General features: G+C 56.6%; 14 protein-coding genes. 7 read left to right on the plus strand and 7 right to left on the minus strand.

The genetic code is table 11. The features are described 5' to 3' along the window. Nucleotides 1-22 precede the first annotated feature (22 nt). The 6 genes from pdeM (at nucleotide 23) to ABD735_RS04565 (ending at nucleotide 6,133) form a co-directional block, all read left to right on the plus strand. Nucleotides 23-787 (plus strand): ligase-associated DNA damage response endonuclease PdeM, encoded by a 765-nt coding sequence (pdeM, locus tag ABD735_RS04540; protein ID WP_344803811.1) that lies wholly within the window; start codon nucleotides 23-25, stop codon nucleotides 785-787. 77 nt (nucleotides 788-864) lie between these two features. Then, on the plus strand, nucleotides 865-1,455 hold the full coding sequence (gene smrA / locus ABD735_RS04545; protein WP_344803698.1) for a DNA endonuclease SmrA: 591 nt from the start codon (nucleotides 865-867) through the stop codon (nucleotides 1,453-1,455). A gap of 88 nt (nucleotides 1,456-1,543) precedes the next feature. Next, nucleotides 1,544-2,068: a (2Fe-2S)-binding protein gene (locus ABD735_RS04550; RefSeq protein WP_344803700.1), complete on the plus strand. Its 525-nt coding sequence runs from the start codon at nucleotides 1,544-1,546 to the stop codon at nucleotides 2,066-2,068. Next, nucleotides 2,068-4,383: a xanthine dehydrogenase family protein molybdopterin-binding subunit gene (locus ABD735_RS04555; RefSeq protein ID WP_344803702.1), complete on the plus strand. Its 2,316-nt coding sequence runs from the start codon at nucleotides 2,068-2,070 to the stop codon at nucleotides 4,381-4,383. Before ABD735_RS04550 ends, ABD735_RS04555 begins: the two co-directional genes overlap by 1 nt. A gap of 18 nt (nucleotides 4,384-4,401) precedes the next feature. Beyond that, nucleotides 4,402-5,502: an XdhC family protein gene (locus ABD735_RS04560; RefSeq protein WP_344803704.1), complete on the plus strand. Its 1,101-nt coding sequence runs from the start codon at nucleotides 4,402-4,404 to the stop codon at nucleotides 5,500-5,502. A gap of 16 nt (nucleotides 5,503-5,518) precedes the next feature. Beyond that, nucleotides 5,519-6,133, plus strand: a complete 615-nt coding sequence (locus tag ABD735_RS04565; protein WP_344803706.1) for a nucleotidyltransferase family protein — start codon at nucleotides 5,519-5,521, stop codon at nucleotides 6,131-6,133. Nucleotides 6,134-6,142: 9 nt separating this feature from the next. Here ABD735_RS04565 and dinB read toward each other — a convergent pair whose 3' ends face one another. After that, a complete protein-coding gene (gene dinB / locus ABD735_RS04570; protein WP_344803708.1) occupies nucleotides 6,143-7,240 on the minus strand; it encodes a DNA polymerase IV in 1,098 nt (365 codons plus the stop codon). On the opposite strand from dinB, the gene ABD735_RS04575 reads away from it, so the two are divergent. Beyond that, on the plus strand, nucleotides 7,218-8,672 hold the full coding sequence (locus ABD735_RS04575) for an MATE family efflux transporter (RefSeq protein ID WP_344803710.1): 1,455 nt from the start codon (nucleotides 7,218-7,220) through the stop codon (nucleotides 8,670-8,672). The two genes, dinB and ABD735_RS04575, sit on opposite strands and share 23 nt — an antisense overlap. Here ABD735_RS04575 and ABD735_RS04580 read toward each other — a convergent pair. From ABD735_RS04580 to ABD735_RS04605, 6 genes are all read right to left on the minus strand, one after another. Beyond that, on the minus strand, nucleotides 8,640-9,365 hold the full coding sequence (locus tag ABD735_RS04580) for a sensor histidine kinase (protein WP_344803712.1): 726 nt from the start codon (nucleotides 9,363-9,365) through the stop codon (nucleotides 8,640-8,642). The two genes, ABD735_RS04575 and ABD735_RS04580, sit on opposite strands and share 33 nt — an antisense overlap. After that, complete coding sequence (locus tag ABD735_RS04585; RefSeq protein ID WP_344803714.1) at nucleotides 9,362-11,041, minus strand: response regulator; 1,680 nt, start codon at nucleotides 11,039-11,041, stop codon at nucleotides 9,362-9,364. The genes ABD735_RS04580 and ABD735_RS04585 overlap by 4 nt, the downstream gene beginning before the upstream one ends. Beyond that, nucleotides 11,041-12,006 carry a response regulator gene (locus ABD735_RS04590; protein WP_344803716.1) on the minus strand — a complete coding sequence of 322 codons (966 nt, stop codon included), beginning with the start codon at nucleotides 12,004-12,006 and terminating at the stop codon, nucleotides 11,041-11,043. Before ABD735_RS04590 ends, ABD735_RS04585 begins: the two co-directional genes overlap by 1 nt. 126 nt (nucleotides 12,007-12,132) lie before the next feature. Beyond that, nucleotides 12,133-13,038: a helix-turn-helix domain-containing protein gene (locus ABD735_RS04595; protein WP_344803718.1), complete on the minus strand. Its 906-nt coding sequence runs from the start codon at nucleotides 13,036-13,038 to the stop codon at nucleotides 12,133-12,135. A gap of 12 nt (nucleotides 13,039-13,050) precedes the next feature. Continuing rightward, entirely contained in the window at nucleotides 13,051-15,249 is a 2,199-nt protein-coding gene (locus ABD735_RS04600) for a carboxy terminal-processing peptidase (RefSeq protein ID WP_344803720.1), read from the minus strand. Nucleotides 15,250-15,353: 104 nt separating this feature from the next. Continuing rightward, the gene (locus ABD735_RS04605; RefSeq protein WP_344803722.1) at nucleotides 15,354-17,540 is read right to left on the minus strand and encodes a 3-hydroxyacyl-CoA dehydrogenase NAD-binding domain-containing protein; all 2,187 of its coding nucleotides are present in this window, start codon (nucleotides 17,538-17,540) and stop codon (nucleotides 15,354-15,356) included. Between the last annotated feature and the right edge of the window lie 25 nt (nucleotides 17,541-17,565).

Genomic DNA, 17,565 nt, shown 5'->3' on the forward strand with positions numbered 1-17,565 from the left:
TCAGTGTTCGTGATCCTTGACCGTGTTCAATAGCCAGCTGGTGAAGTCGCTGCATCAGAACGGTGGGCCCATGTTTGCGCCCGTCAGTCATGAGATACGTGGGCATGAATTCAACTTCATGGCTGGCGGCGGTGTGTTTTGGGTAAATACGGCGACCTTGCTGCTCGCCGACCTTCACTTCGGCAAGGCTGAAGCACTGCAACGACGTGGTGTGCCCCTCCCACACGGCTCCGACCGGGCTGACTTGGACAAGTTGCGCACCCTGGTTGAGGCGACTTCGGCGAGAAGGCTCATTCTGCTCGGCGACATATTTCACGCCAGGCCTAGTGGAACTGAGGCCATTTTCGCAGAGTGGAACGCCCAACCGCCATTGACCACTAGCAGCACACCGCTGGAGGTACTTGCCATTGTCGGTAATCACGACAGACATGGCGCCGCGAATATTTCAACATCAGTAGTCAGGGCGGCGACTGCGCAGCTTCATGGCTTGAGCTGGCTCCCCAGCTATTCAGAGGCCGGTTTCAGTTTCCATCATGAACCCTCGGAGCGGCTTCCCGGCACCTATGGCTTCTGTGGCCATATTCATCCATGTCTCTCATTGGGTACCGTTGCCGATCGGGCACGCTTTCCGGTATTCTGGATTCAGCCGGAACTGTGTGTACTGCCAGCCTTCGGCGCTTTGACTGGCGGCTCGGCCGTCAGCCTCGGCCGTGCGGATGCCGCCATCATTCTCACGCCTGCAGGCCCACGCTGGGCCGCTCGTGCCCGGTCGGCGGACTGCTCCTGATCGTTGCATTGAGAGAGGGCCAGTAACGCGCTACCGTCATTATTATCACTGTTACACGCCGAGCGAGGGGGTTGATCATGTCGGAAAAAGAGAACTTTTTCGCTGAAATGGCTGACGTCAAGCCGCTGGAAGAACCCAGTCAGGTACTGGTGAAGAAAAGCGCCGAAATTACCCCGGGTGTTATAGCTCGCCGAGCTGCTGCGACTCGTCGACAGCTGCTCGATCAGAACCATCTCCGAACTGACGAAGTCCCGCTGCTCAAGAGCAACGATGTGCTGTCGTATAAGGTGACTGGTCTGCAGAACGGCGTCTTCAGGAAGCTGAGACTCGGGCACTACCTCATCGAAGCAAGACTCGATCTGCACCGCCGCACGGTAGAGCAGGCGCGACAGGAAGTCTGGCAATTCATTCGCGACTGCAGCAAATATGAGCTGCGTACCGTGATGATTCTGCACGGCAAAGGTGACCGTAACCTGGATCAGGCCGCTACGCTCAAGAGTTACCTCAATATCTGGTTGCCTGAGTTTCCTCAGGTGCTGGCCTTTCACAGTGCTCAGGTCCAGCATGGTGGAACAGGTTCCGTCTATATCATGCTGCGCAAAAGTGAGCGGGAGAAGCAGGAAAATCGTGAGCGCTTCGGCGGTAAGGCTTATCCCACCGGCGTCTAATACCTGTACCTGCGGGTAGTGTCCTGTCGTTTACAACTGACCAAGGGTCATTTAATCTCCGCATCAAGAACAATCATGAGGATAAAAGATGCAACTGTCTGTCAACGGCAGCCTGGTGGAGGTCGCGAGCCCCCCGGATACGCCACTGCTGTGGGTCGTGCGCGACGAACTGAAGCTGAAAGGCAGTAAGTATGGATGCGGTATGGGCCTCTGTGGTGCCTGTACCATGCACATGAATGGCACACCAATTCGTGCCTGCATCACCCCGGTCTCGGCGGCCGAAGGCATGAAGATCACCACAATCGAAGGTCTCGGCAGCAAGGATGAGCCACATCCACTTCAGAGTGCCTGGCTGAAGCATAGCGTGCCGCAGTGCGGCTATTGCCAGTCCGGTCAGCTGATGAGCGCAGCAGCGCTGTTGGCCCAGCACCCACAGCCCAGTGATAGCCAGATCGACAACGCCATGAGTGGCAATATCTGTCGGTGTGGCACCTATCCCAATATTCGCAAGGCCATTCATACGGCAGCGACTGCGGAGTCATCTCCAAGGCCAGGCAGCGACCCAGTGAACGCTGCGTCGACTTCAGCCGTTCAGTATTGGGAGCAATCGTAATGATCAGACAGTCTGAAGTCGCGAAAGGCCTGGTCGACACAGAGGCCAGTACCGCCAGCAGCATGAGTACAGGCGGCGTCAATCGGCGCAGTTTTCTCAAACTGACTGCCGGAGTGAGTGGGGCGCTATGCGTCGGTATCAGTCTGCAGGGCTGCGCAACTTCGGCGCTTGAATCCTCCGAGGAGCATTCGTTTCGGCCAAATGCCAGCATCGAGGTCCTGCCGGACAGTCAGGTGCTGGTCACCTTGGCGCGCGTCGAAATGGGGCAGGGGACCATGACGGGTATCAGTACCCTGGTGGCCGAAGAGCTCAACATCGACCCGGCGCAGATCAGGATACTGTTTGCGCCACCGGCTGATGCCTACGTTCACCCCGAGTACGGTTTACAGATTACTGGTGGTAGCAACAGTCTCAGTAGCAGCTGGCTGCCAATGCGCGAGGCAGCCGCGACGACGAGGCTTGCACTGACCGAGGCAGCAGCCGATCTGTGGTCGGTCGAGGCAAAGTCGGTTCGCTGTGATCAGGGCCTGTGCTATCACCCTGAAAAGGACACGACACTTACCATCGGTCAGCTTGCCGGTCTGGCAGCAAATCGTCCGCTGCCCAAGGATGTCGAACTGAAGCCTGCCTCGGAGTTCCGCCTCATCGGACAATCGGTTCAGAGACTCGATGCTGTTGCCAAGACATTTGGCGAAGCCCGATATGGCATCGATGTCGAGCTCGAAAACATGGTGTACGCCTATATTCTGCGTGCCCCAATGATTCGTGGCCGTCTCAAGGAGTTCGACGCCAGCCAGGCAAACGATATGCCCGGTGTAGTGAAGGTAGCAGCCGTGCCAAGTGGCGTTGCCGTTATCGCTGAGAGCTGGTGGCAGGCAAAGCAGGCGGCAGAGACCATCAAGGCCGATTGGGAGCCTGATCCTGTGGTCGGCGAACCTGATACGGCTGACATCTTCAGACTCTATGAAGAGCGCATCACTCAATCGGGTTTCGACCGTGTTCGTGAGCAGGGCGATCTCGACGATCTGGCTGCAGAGGGCTCGGTCGCGCTCGAAGCCGAATATAGAGCACCATTTCTTGCGCACGCCACGCTCGAACCGCAGAACTGTGTCGCCTGGTTGCGAGATGGTAAATGCGATATCTGGGCACCGACACAGGGTCCGGATATTGCGCGCTTCGTGGCCCAGCGTGAGACGGGTCTGCATCGCGACGATGTTCAGGTACACCAGACCTACATTGGCGGTGGCTTCGGACGTCGGCTCTCGCAGGATTATGTGGCAGATGCTGCCTCCGTCGCTGTTCATATCGATCGACCGGTCAAGGTGATCTGGAGCCGTGAAGACGATACCCGGCACGATATCTATCGCCCAGGTAGTCTGCATCGCCTGAAAGCCTACGCCAGGAAAGATGGCGGTATCGACGGCTGGCAGCACAAGATTGCGGCACCAAAGGTCATCACCTATTACATCGAAGACGCGGCTGGCGTTCAGTTGCCAGGCTGGGCAGGCGGAACACTGACCTCAATGGTGGCTTCGCTGGGTCGCCTGATTACGCCGGATATTTCTGCCTTCGAAGGCGCTGACGACATCGCCTACGGTTTTGGGCATATCCAGGTCGACCACCATGTTGCCGATGCTGGCATTCCGGTGACCTACTGGCGGGCGGTGGGTCACTCATTCAATGGTTTTGTCGTCGAGTCCTTCATCGATGAACTCGCTGAAGCCAATGGTCAGGATCCGCTCGCCTACCGGCTGCAGCTGTTGTCAGCGAGCCCGCGACACCAGGCGGTGCTCGAGAAAGTGGCTGCCATTGCCGGCTGGCGCTGGGATCCAGAGCAGAAGCGCAGCCTTGCGCCAGCTGCCCGTAATGAGAGTGGCAACATCGTTCAGGGCCTGGCCGTTCACAAGAGCTTTGGGACCTATGTCGCCCAGATCGTAGAGCTGGAGCTGAATAATGTCGATGAACCCACCGACTACCGCATCAGCAAGGTCTTCTGCGCAGTCGATTGCGGCACAGCGGTCAATCCCGACATCGTGCGAGCGCAGATGGAGAGTGGAATCATCTTTGGCATAACGGCAGCAAAGTACGGCGATATCGAGTTCGACAAGGGCCGTGTACGCCAGTCCAATTTCCACGACTACCAGCTGTTGCGCATGAACGAGTCACCAGAAATCGAGGTGGCGATTATCGACAGCGATGAAGCGCCGACAGGCGTTGGGGAACCGGGTCTCCCGCCAGTAGCCGCTGCGATCGGCAATGCCCTGTTCGTGGCTACCGGACAGCGGCTCAGGCAGCTGCCGCTGCGGCTTGGCTGATTCGTGGACTCATCTCGGTTGCAGGCGTCATCGCCCTCGCCACAGGCGACCCCGGGTATTTTTGCTCAGGTCAGGGAGCGCTTCGCGGCTGGGGATGAGGTCTTTCTGCTCACAGTAGTGGAGACCTTCGGTTCTTCGCCTCGTCCGCCGGGCGCCTGCCTGGCACTGTGTCGCAGTGGCACAGGGCGGCTGCAATCGGCAGGGTCAGTATCTGGAGGCTGCATCGAGGCGGAGTTGCTGCAGTATCTGGCGGCGCATACCGGGCAATCCGGCAGGCCGCTGCCAGACTATGCGGTTGAAACCATCTATTATGGCGACAGTGCCACGCTTGACCCGGCTTCCCTGAATCAGCATTTCGACCTGGACACATTTGCCCCGCCCGAAGGCGCGATTTTGCCATGCGGTGGTAGAATGCGTCTGCTTATCGAGTACTTCGGACAAGGGCAGGCGGCCGCTCATCGGGCCCATTTCGATGCCATCGCCCAACGCCTGCTCGAACGAAAGAGTCTCGTGCGAACAGTAGACACCGGCTCGCAGGCCTATTCGCTGATGCCGGACGATGGCCATCTCCACCATGCAGCCGCTAACCATCGCTTCAGCTTTCACCTGCGGCCGTCCTGGCGCCTGCTTCTCATTGGTGCAAACGATGTTTCGCGGCGGCTGGTACCCATCGGGCTTGATCTCGGCTTTGAAGTCACGGTGTGCGAACCCCGCGACTGGTTCTATCAGCTCGCAGTCGATAGTGCCGAGTGGCAACAATTGCCAGAAGGTACACTCTTGCAAACCCTGCCGGACGATCTCGTGGATAGCCGGTTTTCCGATCGCTGGTCCGCCATCATGGCGCTGGGACACGATCCCAGAATCGATGATATGGCGCTGCTTGCAGCGCTCGCCTCCGAGGCCTTCTTTGTCGGCGCCATGGGCTCGGCGAAGACGAGTGCCAAGCGTCGCGAGCGTCTGTCTTCACTCGGACTGAGTGTCAGCCAGATTGAAAAACTCAATGCGCCCATCGGTGTGGATATAGGCAGTAAGACCCCCGCCGAAATTGCCATTGCTTCCGCTGCTACGCTGATTGCTGCCCGCAGTCGAGCGCTAACGACCACACCAGCGAGTCACTGAGTTTATGGCCTGGCTTATGTTAGCGGCAGGTTCAGCCCGACGTTTCGGGGCTGCAAAGCTGCTTGCGCCGCTGGCTTTCAGGGATACATCGGAAGAGGGCGCGAAAGAAATAACGTTGATAGAAGTGGCCATCGCCAGTCTCAAGGGCACACCGTGGCCAATCTTCGTCGCCGTCCGTGAAGATGATGATGCGCTGCGTGCCTTGCTGGCTGAGCAAAATGTGCAGGTACTGCCGGTGTCGACACGAGGCATGGGCGACACCATCGCCGCTGGTCTGCGTGCGCTGTTGACGGTCTCGCAGGGCTGCCCCGAGGCGGTCGGCATTGCGCTGGCAGACATGCCCCTGCTGACGCCCTGCCTGCATAGGGAGCTCATTTTACATGCAGATGGCGACGGCATAGTCAGACCCGTGCACACCCCCAGCGGCAGAGTCGGGCATCCAGTGATTTTTGGCCGCCGCTATTTTGCTCAGCTCGAGCGCTGTTCTGGTGACTCCGGCGCGCAGAGCATCGTGGCTTCTGTTGCAACATCGATACACCTTGTGCCGACGATCAGCGAGGGTTGTCTCGTCGATATCGATACGCCCACCGACCTGCAACGAGCACAGCAGCTGTTCACAGTCCCGACTTGAATAAGCCGGCTACCCGCGTGCTGCCACGACACCGGCCAGTTCCGGAAACAGATCCAGTTGAACGCCGCCTTGCGAGTCGCCGGTCTGACGAAATCTGACACCAATGCCAAGCAGTCGAACCGCTCGGTTTTCCCTGGCCAGAGCCTCGCTGAACAGCGCTGCGTAGTTTTCTGCAGTAGCATCCGTGCCCACACGCTCAAGCGTAGTCGTGGTGAAGTTGTCGAACTTCACCTTCACGAAGCTCTTGCTCACCTGGAAATGCTCGGGCAGGCGAGCCAGACGCGTATGCAGTTTATCCAAAAGATCAGGCAGGCAGCGGTAACAGGCCTCAGCATCGGCAAGATCTTCAGCATAGGTGTGCTCTACAGACAGTGACTTGCGAATTCGGTCACTCGTCACCTCGCGTTCATCACGACCGTAGGCGAATTCATGTAGCCGATGGCCGAAGCTACCGAACTGCTTCATCAGGTCGTTGAGCTCCCATGTCCTGATATCTCCACAGGTCTCTATACCATGACGCTGCAAGCGTTCTGCGGTCACCCGGCCCACGCCGTGGATCCGCTTTACCGGAAGATCGGCTACGAAGCTGTCAATGTCCTCGGGGCGAATGACCTTGAGCCCGTCCGGCTTGTTCCAGTCGCTGGCGATCTTGGCCAGAAACTTGTTCGGCGCAACGCCAGCCGACACTGTAATTTGCAGGGCCTCGAACACACGCTGGCGAATCTCCCTGGCAATCAATGTTGCGCTGCCACGACATTGCGTACTGTCGCTGACGTCGAGGTAGGCTTCGTCGAGCGACAGTGGTTCGATCAGTTCGGTATAGTCCTTGAAGATCGACCGCATTACCGTCGAAGCGCTACGGTATTTCTCCATGTTGACGCCCACCAGCACCAGGTGAGGGCAGAGGCGCATGGCCTCGCCGGTCGACATCGCCGACCTGACGCCGTAGCGCCTTGCTTCATAGCTACAGGTGGTGATCACGCCCCGCCGGTCTGCACTACCGCCCACTGCTACCGGCAGACCACGTAGGCCAGGATCGTCGCGGATTTCAATCGCGGCGTAGAAGGCGTCGGCATCTATATGTATGATCTTGCGGCTTCTGGTCATTCGCAGGGTCAATCGCTTGAAGATTCAGGTGTTCAAAGAAGTATTCCGGCTGTCCTGGCCGCTGTCGGCAGCGCAGATCGCCCAGTCGCTCATGATGTTTACGGATACCGTCATGTTCGGCCTGCTTGGATTGGCCGAACTTGGCGGCGGCGGTCTGGGTGCCAGTATATACCTGTTCATCATTACAGTAATGACCGGATTGTTTTCGGCGCTTGGCAACGAAGTAGCGATCCTGTCCGGTTCGGTCAAGATTCCGCAACAGCAGCGCGTCGAACGCATTGCCATAGTCGTTAAGGCGGGCATTTGGCTGGCGCTCGTAACGGCGGGGGTGCTGGCAGTAGCGCTGCAGTTCCTGCCAGCGCTACTGCCGCTGCTGGACCAGAGCCCGGCCAACATTCCCCATGCCGCTACCTATCTGCAGATGTCGGCGCTCATCAGTTTTCCGGCGTTTGTATTTCTGATTTTCCGTGGACTGGCTGCAGGACTGGGGCGCACGCGCAGTCTTATGCGCATCAGTCTGTTCTGCTGTGTGCTCAACACGCCGGTCAGCTACCTGTTGATGGGTGGCGTCGGCAGCTGGGACGGCTTCGGTGTAGCTGGTGTGGCCATGGGTACTGCAGTCGTCCAGTTATTGATGTTGGTCCTGTTGCTCCGCGAATTATGGCGGGATGAGCAGGTGAAGCCTGTACTCGAGGCCCTTCGAGGCGCTGCTTTTGATATCAGACAACTGGTCCCGTTCTGGACGCTCGGTGTACCCATCGCCCTGGCCTGGGCCATGGAGATCGGGCTATTCACGATGGCGACGATTCTGGCCGGCACACTGGGGCTGGTGGCGCTGGCCGCTCATCAGATCGCCTTTCAGACTGCTTCACTGTCGTTCAACATATATATCGGTATAGCTCAAGGCACGGCTATCCGGGTGGGGCAGTGCTTTGGTTCAGGGCAGATCGCGCTGGCTTTTCGCTATATGAGAGCGGGCCTTGCTCTGGGAGCGCTCTTCTGTGCGATTGCTGCGGCCGTCTTCGTGCTGGTGCCGCACTGGCTGGTGGGTCTGTTCACCCTCGGCGTCGATAGTACCGCGTCGGCAGCCGCTTCAGCGACCGACTCAGCAGACCAGGCCGCACAGTTGCGAGCGCTGAGCATACAGTTGCTCTTCGTAGCGGCCATCTTTCAGGCGGTCGACTGTGTGCAGGTTATACTGATGACGGTCACCAGAGCCTTCCGTATGGGCACATCCCCTACGGTAGTGGCAGCGGTCAGCTATTGGCTGATCGGCTTCCCAGCGGCCTGGGTGGGGTTGCAATGGCTGGGTTTGATCGGGATATGGCTGGGACTGGGTCTCGGCCTGGCTGCAGCGGCACTGGGCCTGGGTTATCTTCTGCGTCGTTTTGCCAGGCTGTCAGGGCAGCAACAGCTCGAATACCGCGCCTGAAGAGGATGCGCCAACCTGGCCATTGCTCAGGCGCACCTTGCCGGTCAGCGAGTGCCCGCTATGAAGCTTCGCTATCCTGTCGGCGAAATAAAGGCCGAGGTGAGTGCTGCCAGAGCGAAAGTCACTACTCAGGTGAAACTCGTCAGCGGCATCCAGCATCTCGCCTGGAAATCCGGTGCCATCATCGGCAATTGTTATGAGAAGACCATAGCCAGCATCGTCTGCGGCATCGGGCACCCTGGCCGAAACCACTATGGTCTGCTTGCAGTAGCGTATGGCATTTGCCAGCACATTATTGATAATGCCGCTCACGAGGTCTCGATCGAAAACGGCCGCAAGCCCCTCTTCACACTGGATCTGGCAGTCGACTCCGCGCGACTGGAACAAGGGCTCATATCGAGCCAGCTGCTCGAGCAGAAAGTCATCAAGATCATGTTCATCCAGGGTGATACCAGCCACACTGTTCTCAAGCTTGTACAGCGTCAATAACTGCACAAGGTCGTTATTCACCCGTGAAGCCTCGTACTGTAGCGTTGAAATCCGGTGACTGGCGGGATGGTTGGCATCGATATCCGGCAACAGCACGGCGAGCTCATCGATGCTGTGAAGTAGAAGGCTCAGAGAATTCTTCATGTCATGGACGCTGGAGGCCATGACAAAGGCGAAATCGATGGGCTGTCCCTGGTTGCTCATGCGCTGGCCCCGCTGGAGGTGACCTTGTTGAAGCGTTCCTGCAAATGGATGAAGCGCTTGTACTGCTTGTCCGATGCGTCTATTCGCGAGAGGGCCTGCAAACTTGACCTGCCGGCTTCCACGAGTCGTTTGTCCAGTGGCTTTTCCGAAGCCATTTTCACCAAGGCCTGAATGAAGTTGAGATTGAGGCCAACCTGTAGCGGGGTGATGGCGATGGCCTCCTCGAAATAAGAGATCGCCTCTGCAAAACGGTTCTGTTCGTAGGCCTGTATGCCGTTCTTGTTGCGCTCTCTGGCAATGAGCTTTTCCTTCATGCTGACAGGTTCTTCGATCAGTTCATTGATCTTCTGCAGCACCGCAGGATTGTCAGCATTGGTTTCGGCCAGTCGCTTCAGCAGCGCATCGCCCTCTTCATTTCTACCGATATCGAACAGACTCTGCGCCATATCCAGCAGAACGATCGGGTCCAGGGTCGCTTCAGGATTTGCCGTTGCCTTCTCTACTACCGCTTGAGCTTTCTCGAGTGCATCGGAAGCGCGATGCTCCTTGCCTGCCACCTGACAGTTTCTCGCTTCCGCCATATGCGCCCGCATCACCACGCCCGGGTCGTGGGCATATCGGCGTCTGGTGCGGTCTAGTGCCTGCGAAGCTTCCTTGAGCATGAGATCGGTGTCTCGCTGCAGATTCGGATCGTCAGGCGTTTCCATCGCCTTTTTCGTGGTGACATCGGCGATCACCTGCGCGTACTGCAGGTAAGTATCCGAATTTTCCAGGCAGCTTTTATCGCTCAGTTTAACAGCCTGCTTATAAGCGCTCATCGCCTGCTCGAGATCACCGATATCTACGCTCAGCTCGGCCAACTTGCGTTGACGTGTCAATGCCATTGGAGAAATTGCAGTGGCAGCCATGAGCGACTGCTGCGCGAGCTTGTACTGCTTTTGCTGTCGATGCGCCTCGGCCTTGAGATCGTAGGCTTCCACGAGTTGCGGATTTTTCTGCAGCAGGAACTCAAACTCTGCTTCAGCTTCCGCAGCGTTACCTTCAGCCAGAAGAACACGGGCGAGGCCAAGACGGGCCCAATCGATGTCGCGGCCCTTGAGGATGTCATTGTAGATTTTCTTGGCGTGCTGGTAATCACCCACCATATAGAACAGGTTTGCCTGCGTCTTGTAGAGCCAGACCTTGAACTTGGAGCCGATGCGAAGATGCTTGGCACACAGGCTGATAGCCTTCGAATAATCTTCGAGGTCGATAGCCTTGTTGATATCGAGCACGGAATCCTTCAGCTCGATCAGCTTATCCATGCGGTTCGCCAGCAGGGCCCGGGTGATTGGCTTGGTAATATAGGCGTCAGGGGAATACTCAAGTGCACCGAAGACCATGTCACTACTGGCTTCCGCACTAATCATGCAGAATATATCGGTGTGTCGAAGCAGTTTGCGGTGTCTCAGTTCCTCGAGTACTTGCTGGCCGTTCTTGCGATCGCCCATGTTGTAGTCGCAGAAGACGACGTCGTGATGGCGGCTCAGGCAGGCTTCAATAGCCTCATCACCATTACGCGCACTGTGAACATCTGACGCACCCATGCTACGCAGCATTTGTTTGAGGGAAATAACAAAGCTGTCGAAGTCATCTACTATGAGAAACTTCTTCCGTTCATAAGCGCGAAAGAACACTAATTATCCTCTAGGATACCAATCATCTCGTTCATCATGAGTCTCATTTCGCCAACCTGAGCTTCAAGCACGTCCACCTGCTGAGCTTCCGTGGCCAGCGCGTCCACCTTCTGTGAAAGCTGCTGGAGCTGGGCCAGTTCTACCGCTGGCTGTCTGGCCGAAAAGCTCTGCTCCAGATGTGCAATCTTGGAATCGAGCTGATCGATATGTGTTTCCTGGGCCAGCAATGTGGACAGCATGATGATTGCAAAGGCTGCTAAGCCAAGCGTAGCCCATTTGAAGCGTTTGACCAGTGCCCTGTCCTGGGCGTGCAGCTCAGTGACCACCGCCTCCCTGATATTCGCTTCGATGGAAGCGATCTGCTCGAAGCTCAGCACAGGGCCATGCGCTGAGGATCTCGCGAACTCCTGGTCGTTCGCGCCGGTGACCAGGGCATTACGAAATTTACGTGAATCAAAACGCGGCGAAACGTTTTCCTCGTGATTCATCTCGATGTCGACCACATCAAGATCGTACTCTGGATTCATGGCCTCCGAGCTGTCTGCCGAATCGAGATCGTAGATTGGTGCCTTGGTATCCGAGCGCAAATTGGCACGCTGCAGCAGCATTTTTTCAACGAGTTCGAAAAGGTCACCGCGTTCCACTTGCTTGGTAATGACACCGATGGCCCCGAGAGCCTTGGCTTCTTCAACATACTTGGCGGCATTCTGCGAGGTGTACATAACGACTGGAATGTCGGCAGTTGCTCGTTGCTGTTTAAGCAATTTGAGCGTCTCGAAGCCATCAAGACCGGGCATGAGGTGGTCGAGAAAGATCATGGCAGGCGGGTTATTGGCGGCAACCTGAAGTGCCTCCTCCCCAGAGCGGGCCTGCCGGGTCGAAATATCCATGCTCTTGAGGATACGGGCGAGCATGAGACGGGCTGTCGCTGAATCATCGACGATGAGTGCTGACTGCGCTTGCAAAGGGACCACTCCAAACAAAGACTAAGGGCTGTGGTAAGCCGGGAGAGCCAGTCAGAGCCGGGTAGGCCGGAACGGGCGAGCTCATTGGTTAGCAGATTGTAATCTTCTAACTATAGCCCAGCCGAATTAATTTTCGTCGGTTGATTGTCGGTTATTAGAGGCAGTTCTCGAATCTTCTTGCGGTTGTTGATTCGAGGACCGATTTCTGGAGGATTTTGAAGAGCTTCCGCTATTTCTATCACGCTCTGAGCCCACTGTTCTGCGATATTCGCTAGCGGCCTCATCGTGCTGACGCGCTGTCGCAGTCTTGAATCGTCGCGCGTTGTCTTCGGCTTTGGCCAACGAGCGTTGAAGGGTCGCGTTCTCGTTTCGAAGCCGTTCATTCTCGTCAGTGAGTCGTTCACTCTCCTGAATGAAGTGCAAACTCATCTCGAACGACTTCCTGGTGAAGCCCAGGACGGTCTGAAAGCCCTCGTCGCTCAGCGTTCGCGCTGCATCATGGCGCCGGTAGATATTGATGAACTGTCGCTCCCGTTCGTACTGCAAAGGAAGCCGCCCGAGCCCCCAGTCGTTCAGCAGACGCCAGATTTCCGGGTTGTAGGTACGGGTATACTTCAGGATGAACGGAATGGGATCATTTCTCGCCAGTAAGGCAGACAGACGCAGGATGAGTTCGAACGACAGGGTCGCAGTACCGTCTTCAACGGCCTCCCAGAAGCTTCTGTCCTTCAGGTTTACCGCATCACTGATTTCGGTAATTGTGAGGCCAGTGACCTCTCTGAGATCCTTCAGCGACTGTCCTGCCGCAGCCATGAGCCTCAGCTGGTCCTGACTGTTCAGTATCGACTTTCCTACCTTGTAGGAGCCGCTACCGGTCTTGCGGGCCAACTTGAATGCACCGCTAGTCAGGCCTCCCAGCCTGTTGACCCAGCTGAAGGCGCCGCCCTGTCGATCCCTGGCCGGCGGATCAACTTCAGCTTTGACTTTTTTCCTTGTCTCTTCCGGTTTGCCCGGCTTGTCCGTTTTGCTCATGAGTGCTCAGATTCAGGTCGGGGAGTGTGTGGCAACCCGGCTTTGTGCATTCAGCAGGTCTATGAGGATCTCACCCGACTCTTTGGTAAACAGGTCAGCTTCGTCATCGTCCTTGTCGGTCCTCATTGCTTCGGCTTCTACGAAGGTCTCGTAGGCTTTGAAATCTTCAAACACATCCTCACCGCGCGCAGTTCGCTTGGCGTTCACGACCGAGAGCTCCTTCTTGCGCTGCTTTTCGAGTTGAGCCTTTCTGCTTGCCAGAACCAGGCTCAATTCCTTTTCTGCCTTCGCTTCCGCGAGGAAGCTGATCTCCTCCAGGATTGCCTGATACTCCTTGTTCTTCAGCATTCGACTTTCATGCTGACGGGCCAGCTCTGGCAGATAAAGATCGAATGAGCTCACTTTTTCAAAGTCGGCCGCTGCAATCTGATCCCAGGGCAGGGCTTCAGGCAGGGCGTCTTCACCAATCTCTGCGACATCGATCGCTGAAGGGAAGGTGATGTCTGGCAAGACACCACTGTGCTGGGTACTGCCGCCGGACACACGATAGAACTTGAACTCGGTGATCTTCAGCTGACCACTGGCCAGGTTTCGTACTGACTGAACGGTGCCCTTTCCAAAGGTCTGGTTGCCAACCACCAGACCACGACCGTAATCCTGGATGGCTGCGGCGAAAATTTCAGACGCTGAGGCGCTCATCCTGTTGACCAACACGACAAGTGGTCCGCCATAGACGACATTCTTGTCAGGATCATTGTGAACGGCGATGCGGTCATCACTGGTGCGAACCTGAACGGTTGGACCCTGCGGAATGAACAGGCCGGTCAGCGTGATGGCTTCCTGCAGGGCGCCACCGCCATTGTTTCGGAGGTCGATGACCAGACCGTCGATATCACTCTGCTCCAGTTCCTTGAGCAGTTTGCGAACATCGGCGGTAGTGTGTTTGTAATCCGGGTCGCCAAGCTGAGCGCCCTTGAAATCGGCATAGAACGTCGGTATTTCAATGACGCCAACCTTGTAGTCCTTGCCGTCACGTTCGATGTCGAGCACTTCCTTGCTGGCAGACTGATCTTCGAGCGCTACACGATCCCTGACGATCTTGAGTACTCGCGTTTCATCATCACTGGCGGCGTTTGCAGGAATGACCTTGAGGCGCACGATAGACTGCTTTGGCCCACGAATCAGGTCGACCACCTCTTCGAGGCGCCAGCCCACGACATCTACCAGCTCGCCATCATCGTCCTGACCGACTGCGACCACCTTGTCAGCCGGCTTGAGCTGACCGGCCTTGTCTGCCGGTCCAGCCGGTACGAGTCGTACCACCTTGGTATATTCGTCGTCTGTCTGAAGCACGGCGCCGATGCCCTCGAGCGAAAGCGACATGTTGATATTGAAGTTTTCGGAAACACGCGGGCTGAAATACTGTGTGTGGGGATCGTAAACGCCAGTGAAGGCATTCATGTAGCCCTGGAAGACGTCTTCACTACGGGTCTGGCTGGCCCGACGGAGCTGACTTTCGTAACGTTTTGTCAGGGTTTTCCGGATTTCATCATCCTTCTTGCCTGTCAGCTCAAGGCTGAGAATGCTGTTCTTGACACGCTTGCGCCAAATTTCATTCATGGCTTCTTCACTGGATGGCCAGGCTTCGTCAGCTCGGTCGACCAGTATCGTTTCATCTTTTTCGAAGTCGAGCTTGTCACTGCTGTTCTCGAGCAGCTTCAGCGCAAAGGTGATGCGATCGTAGAGACGCTCCTGAAGACGATTGTAGATTCGGAATGCCGGATCGAGCTGACCGGTCTTCAGAGCACCATCGAGGCGGTGACGGTAGACTTCGAATTCCTTGATGTCACTTTCGAGGAAATACAGCTTCTGGCCATCGAGGTAACTGAGATAATTGTCGAAGACCTTGGAAGAGACTTCCCGGTCGATTCGCAGCGTGCGGTAATGGCTGTACTGAAGCTGCCGCGCGATGTCCCTGCTGACCTTCTCCTGAGCCACACTGGGTGACAGTGTCTCCCCAAGGAAAGCCTCCCGGTCGGTCACTCCGCTATCTGGCTGCGGCTCCTGCAAGGCAAGGGCTGGCCCGCTACTCCATAGCGACAGTAACAGAGTAATACTGGCGAGACGGAATGCAGAGCCGACCCTTGGTGTCAGGGTGCGGGGAGACGGCGCGCCGCAGAAGCGGCGACTTGCGTGTAGAAGCTGAAGCATGTGATCGACCATTGTGAAAATGTACACGATTCAGTCTAGGCTACCATAATCTTCATCACTAGCAACGTTGCTTATTTGTATAGCGCTGGTTCACAAAAAAGGGCCTAACGGTACTGCTTTCCGGTGTCAGCCATGCTGATCAGACTGGCCGGAGGATCGAAACGATCGCCGAAATCAGTCTTCAATGACTGACTGCGCGACACGAACTTCGTCAGTCCAGTATGATTGATGAACTGCAAGGCGCCTCCCGTCCATGGCGCGAAGCCGATGCCGAATATGCTGCCAATGTTGGCATCAGCCACACTATGCAAGACGCCCTCGTCCAGGCAGCGTACTGTCTCCAGCGCCTGAATATAGAGGAACCGGTCTTTCAGAGTCTGCAGGTCGGTGGCCCGAGTGAGTGCATCGTCAGTCCAACGATCCGCAAGACCACTCCAGAGCTGCTTGCCGAGACTGCCGTTGGGCAGCTTTACCTGATAGTCATAAAAGCCGCCGCCTCCAGCCTTTCCGGTGCGCTCGAATTCGTCGACCATGACGTCAATAACTGCCTCGGCAGGATGCTTCTGATAAGTTCCGCCTGCCGCCTTGATGTCAGCTTCGGTCTGCCGTCTGATATGACGCATGAGCTTCAGGCTGACTTCATCGGAAATGGCCAGTGGGCCTATCGGCATCCCAGCGAGAAGGGCAGCATTTTCAATACTCGCCGGATGAATACCTTCACCAAGCATGGTGATACCCTCATTGACGAAAGTGCCGAAGACGCGTGAGGTGAAAAATCCACGACTATCATTTACGACGATGGGTATCTTGCCAATCTGCAGAACGAAATCGAAGGCCTTGGCGAGTGTCTCATCCGAAGTCTTCTGCCCCTTGATGATTTCGACCAGCTGCATCTTGTCTACGGGTGAGAAGAAATGTAGCCCTATGAAGTCAGCGGGCTGCTCGGAAGCACTGGCCAGCTGGGATATCGGTATTGTCGACGTATTGGTGGCGAAGACGCCGCCCGTGGCCAACATGGGCTCCGATTCCCTGGTCACCCTGGCTTTCAGATCACCGTCCTCAAACACTGCTTCGATAATGAGGTCGCAGTCTTTCAATGCTTCGACCGACACGGTCGACTCTATCAGCGCCAGTTGCTGATCACGCTTCTCCGCACTGATGCGCTTGCGCTGCAGCTTTTTGTCCAACAGATTTTGCGTGTAAGCCTTGCCCTTGTCTGCCTGTTCCTGCGATACATCCTTGAGCACCGTCTGAATGCCTTTGGTGGCAGTGGCGTAGGCGATACCTGCGCCCATCATGCCAGCACCCAGTACGCCGACTTTGGTGATCTCGAATGATTTGCCGCCATTCACGCCCATGTCGAGCTGTGGCCGACTCTTGCCCGCTTTGATGGCGTTTAGCTGGAACCAGAAGGTGCCGATCATGTTCTTCGCGACCTGACTCGTGACCAAGTGGGTGAAGTAGCGACTTTCGATGCGCTGAGCGGTCTCGAAGTCCACCTTGGCACCTTCAACAACGGTGCTCAGAATAGCTTCGGGTGCGGGATAGCAGCCCTTTGTCTTCGCCTTCAACATCGCCGGTGCGATGGCCAGCATCTGGGCTACCTTCGGATTGTCGGGAGAGCCGCCAGGCATTTTGTAGCCTTTCTCATCCCAGGGCTGTTTTGCCTGGGGGTGTGCAGATATCCAGCTTACAGCGGCATCGATGAGTTGGTCAGCGCTATCGACGGTCGCGTTCAGCAGGCCGAGACTCAGGGCTTTGTCGACCGTCAATTGCTGGCCTTCTATTAGCAAGGGCAAGGCCTTTTCAATGCCGAGAAGACGAGGCAGTCGTGTGCAGCCACCGCCGCCAGGAAGCAGCCCGAGTGTCACTTCAGGCAATCCCAGCCGATAAGCACTGCTGCTGACAGCTATGCGGCCATGGCAGGCGAGGGCCAGCTCCCAGCCACCGCCGAGCGCTGCGCCATTTATCGCAGCCACAACCGGTTTGCCAAGGGTTTCGAGCTGTCGTAGAGGTGTTGTGATCTGATTTGTGAGCATGGTCATGAATCGCTCAGCATCAGCTGGCTGGACAGCGACGAGCTCCTTCAGATCTCCACCGGCAAAAAATGTGGACTTGGCTGAAGCCAGAATAACGCCTGTGATATTGGCTTTATCGGCCAGCAGGCGGTCGACACATTGTCCAAATGCATCGCGGAAATCCTGATTCATGGTGTTGGCTGATTGGCCCGGCATATCCATGGTGAGCACGACGATGCCATCGTCTCTGCGGTCATATTGAATGGCGCTCATTGCTTAGCCTCTATTGTTGGGAGTG

The sequence above is a fragment of the Allohahella marinimesophila genome, from assembly GCF_039538005.1.
GTDB classification, from domain to species: Bacteria; Pseudomonadota; Gammaproteobacteria; order Pseudomonadales; family Oleiphilaceae; genus Allohahella; species Allohahella marinimesophila.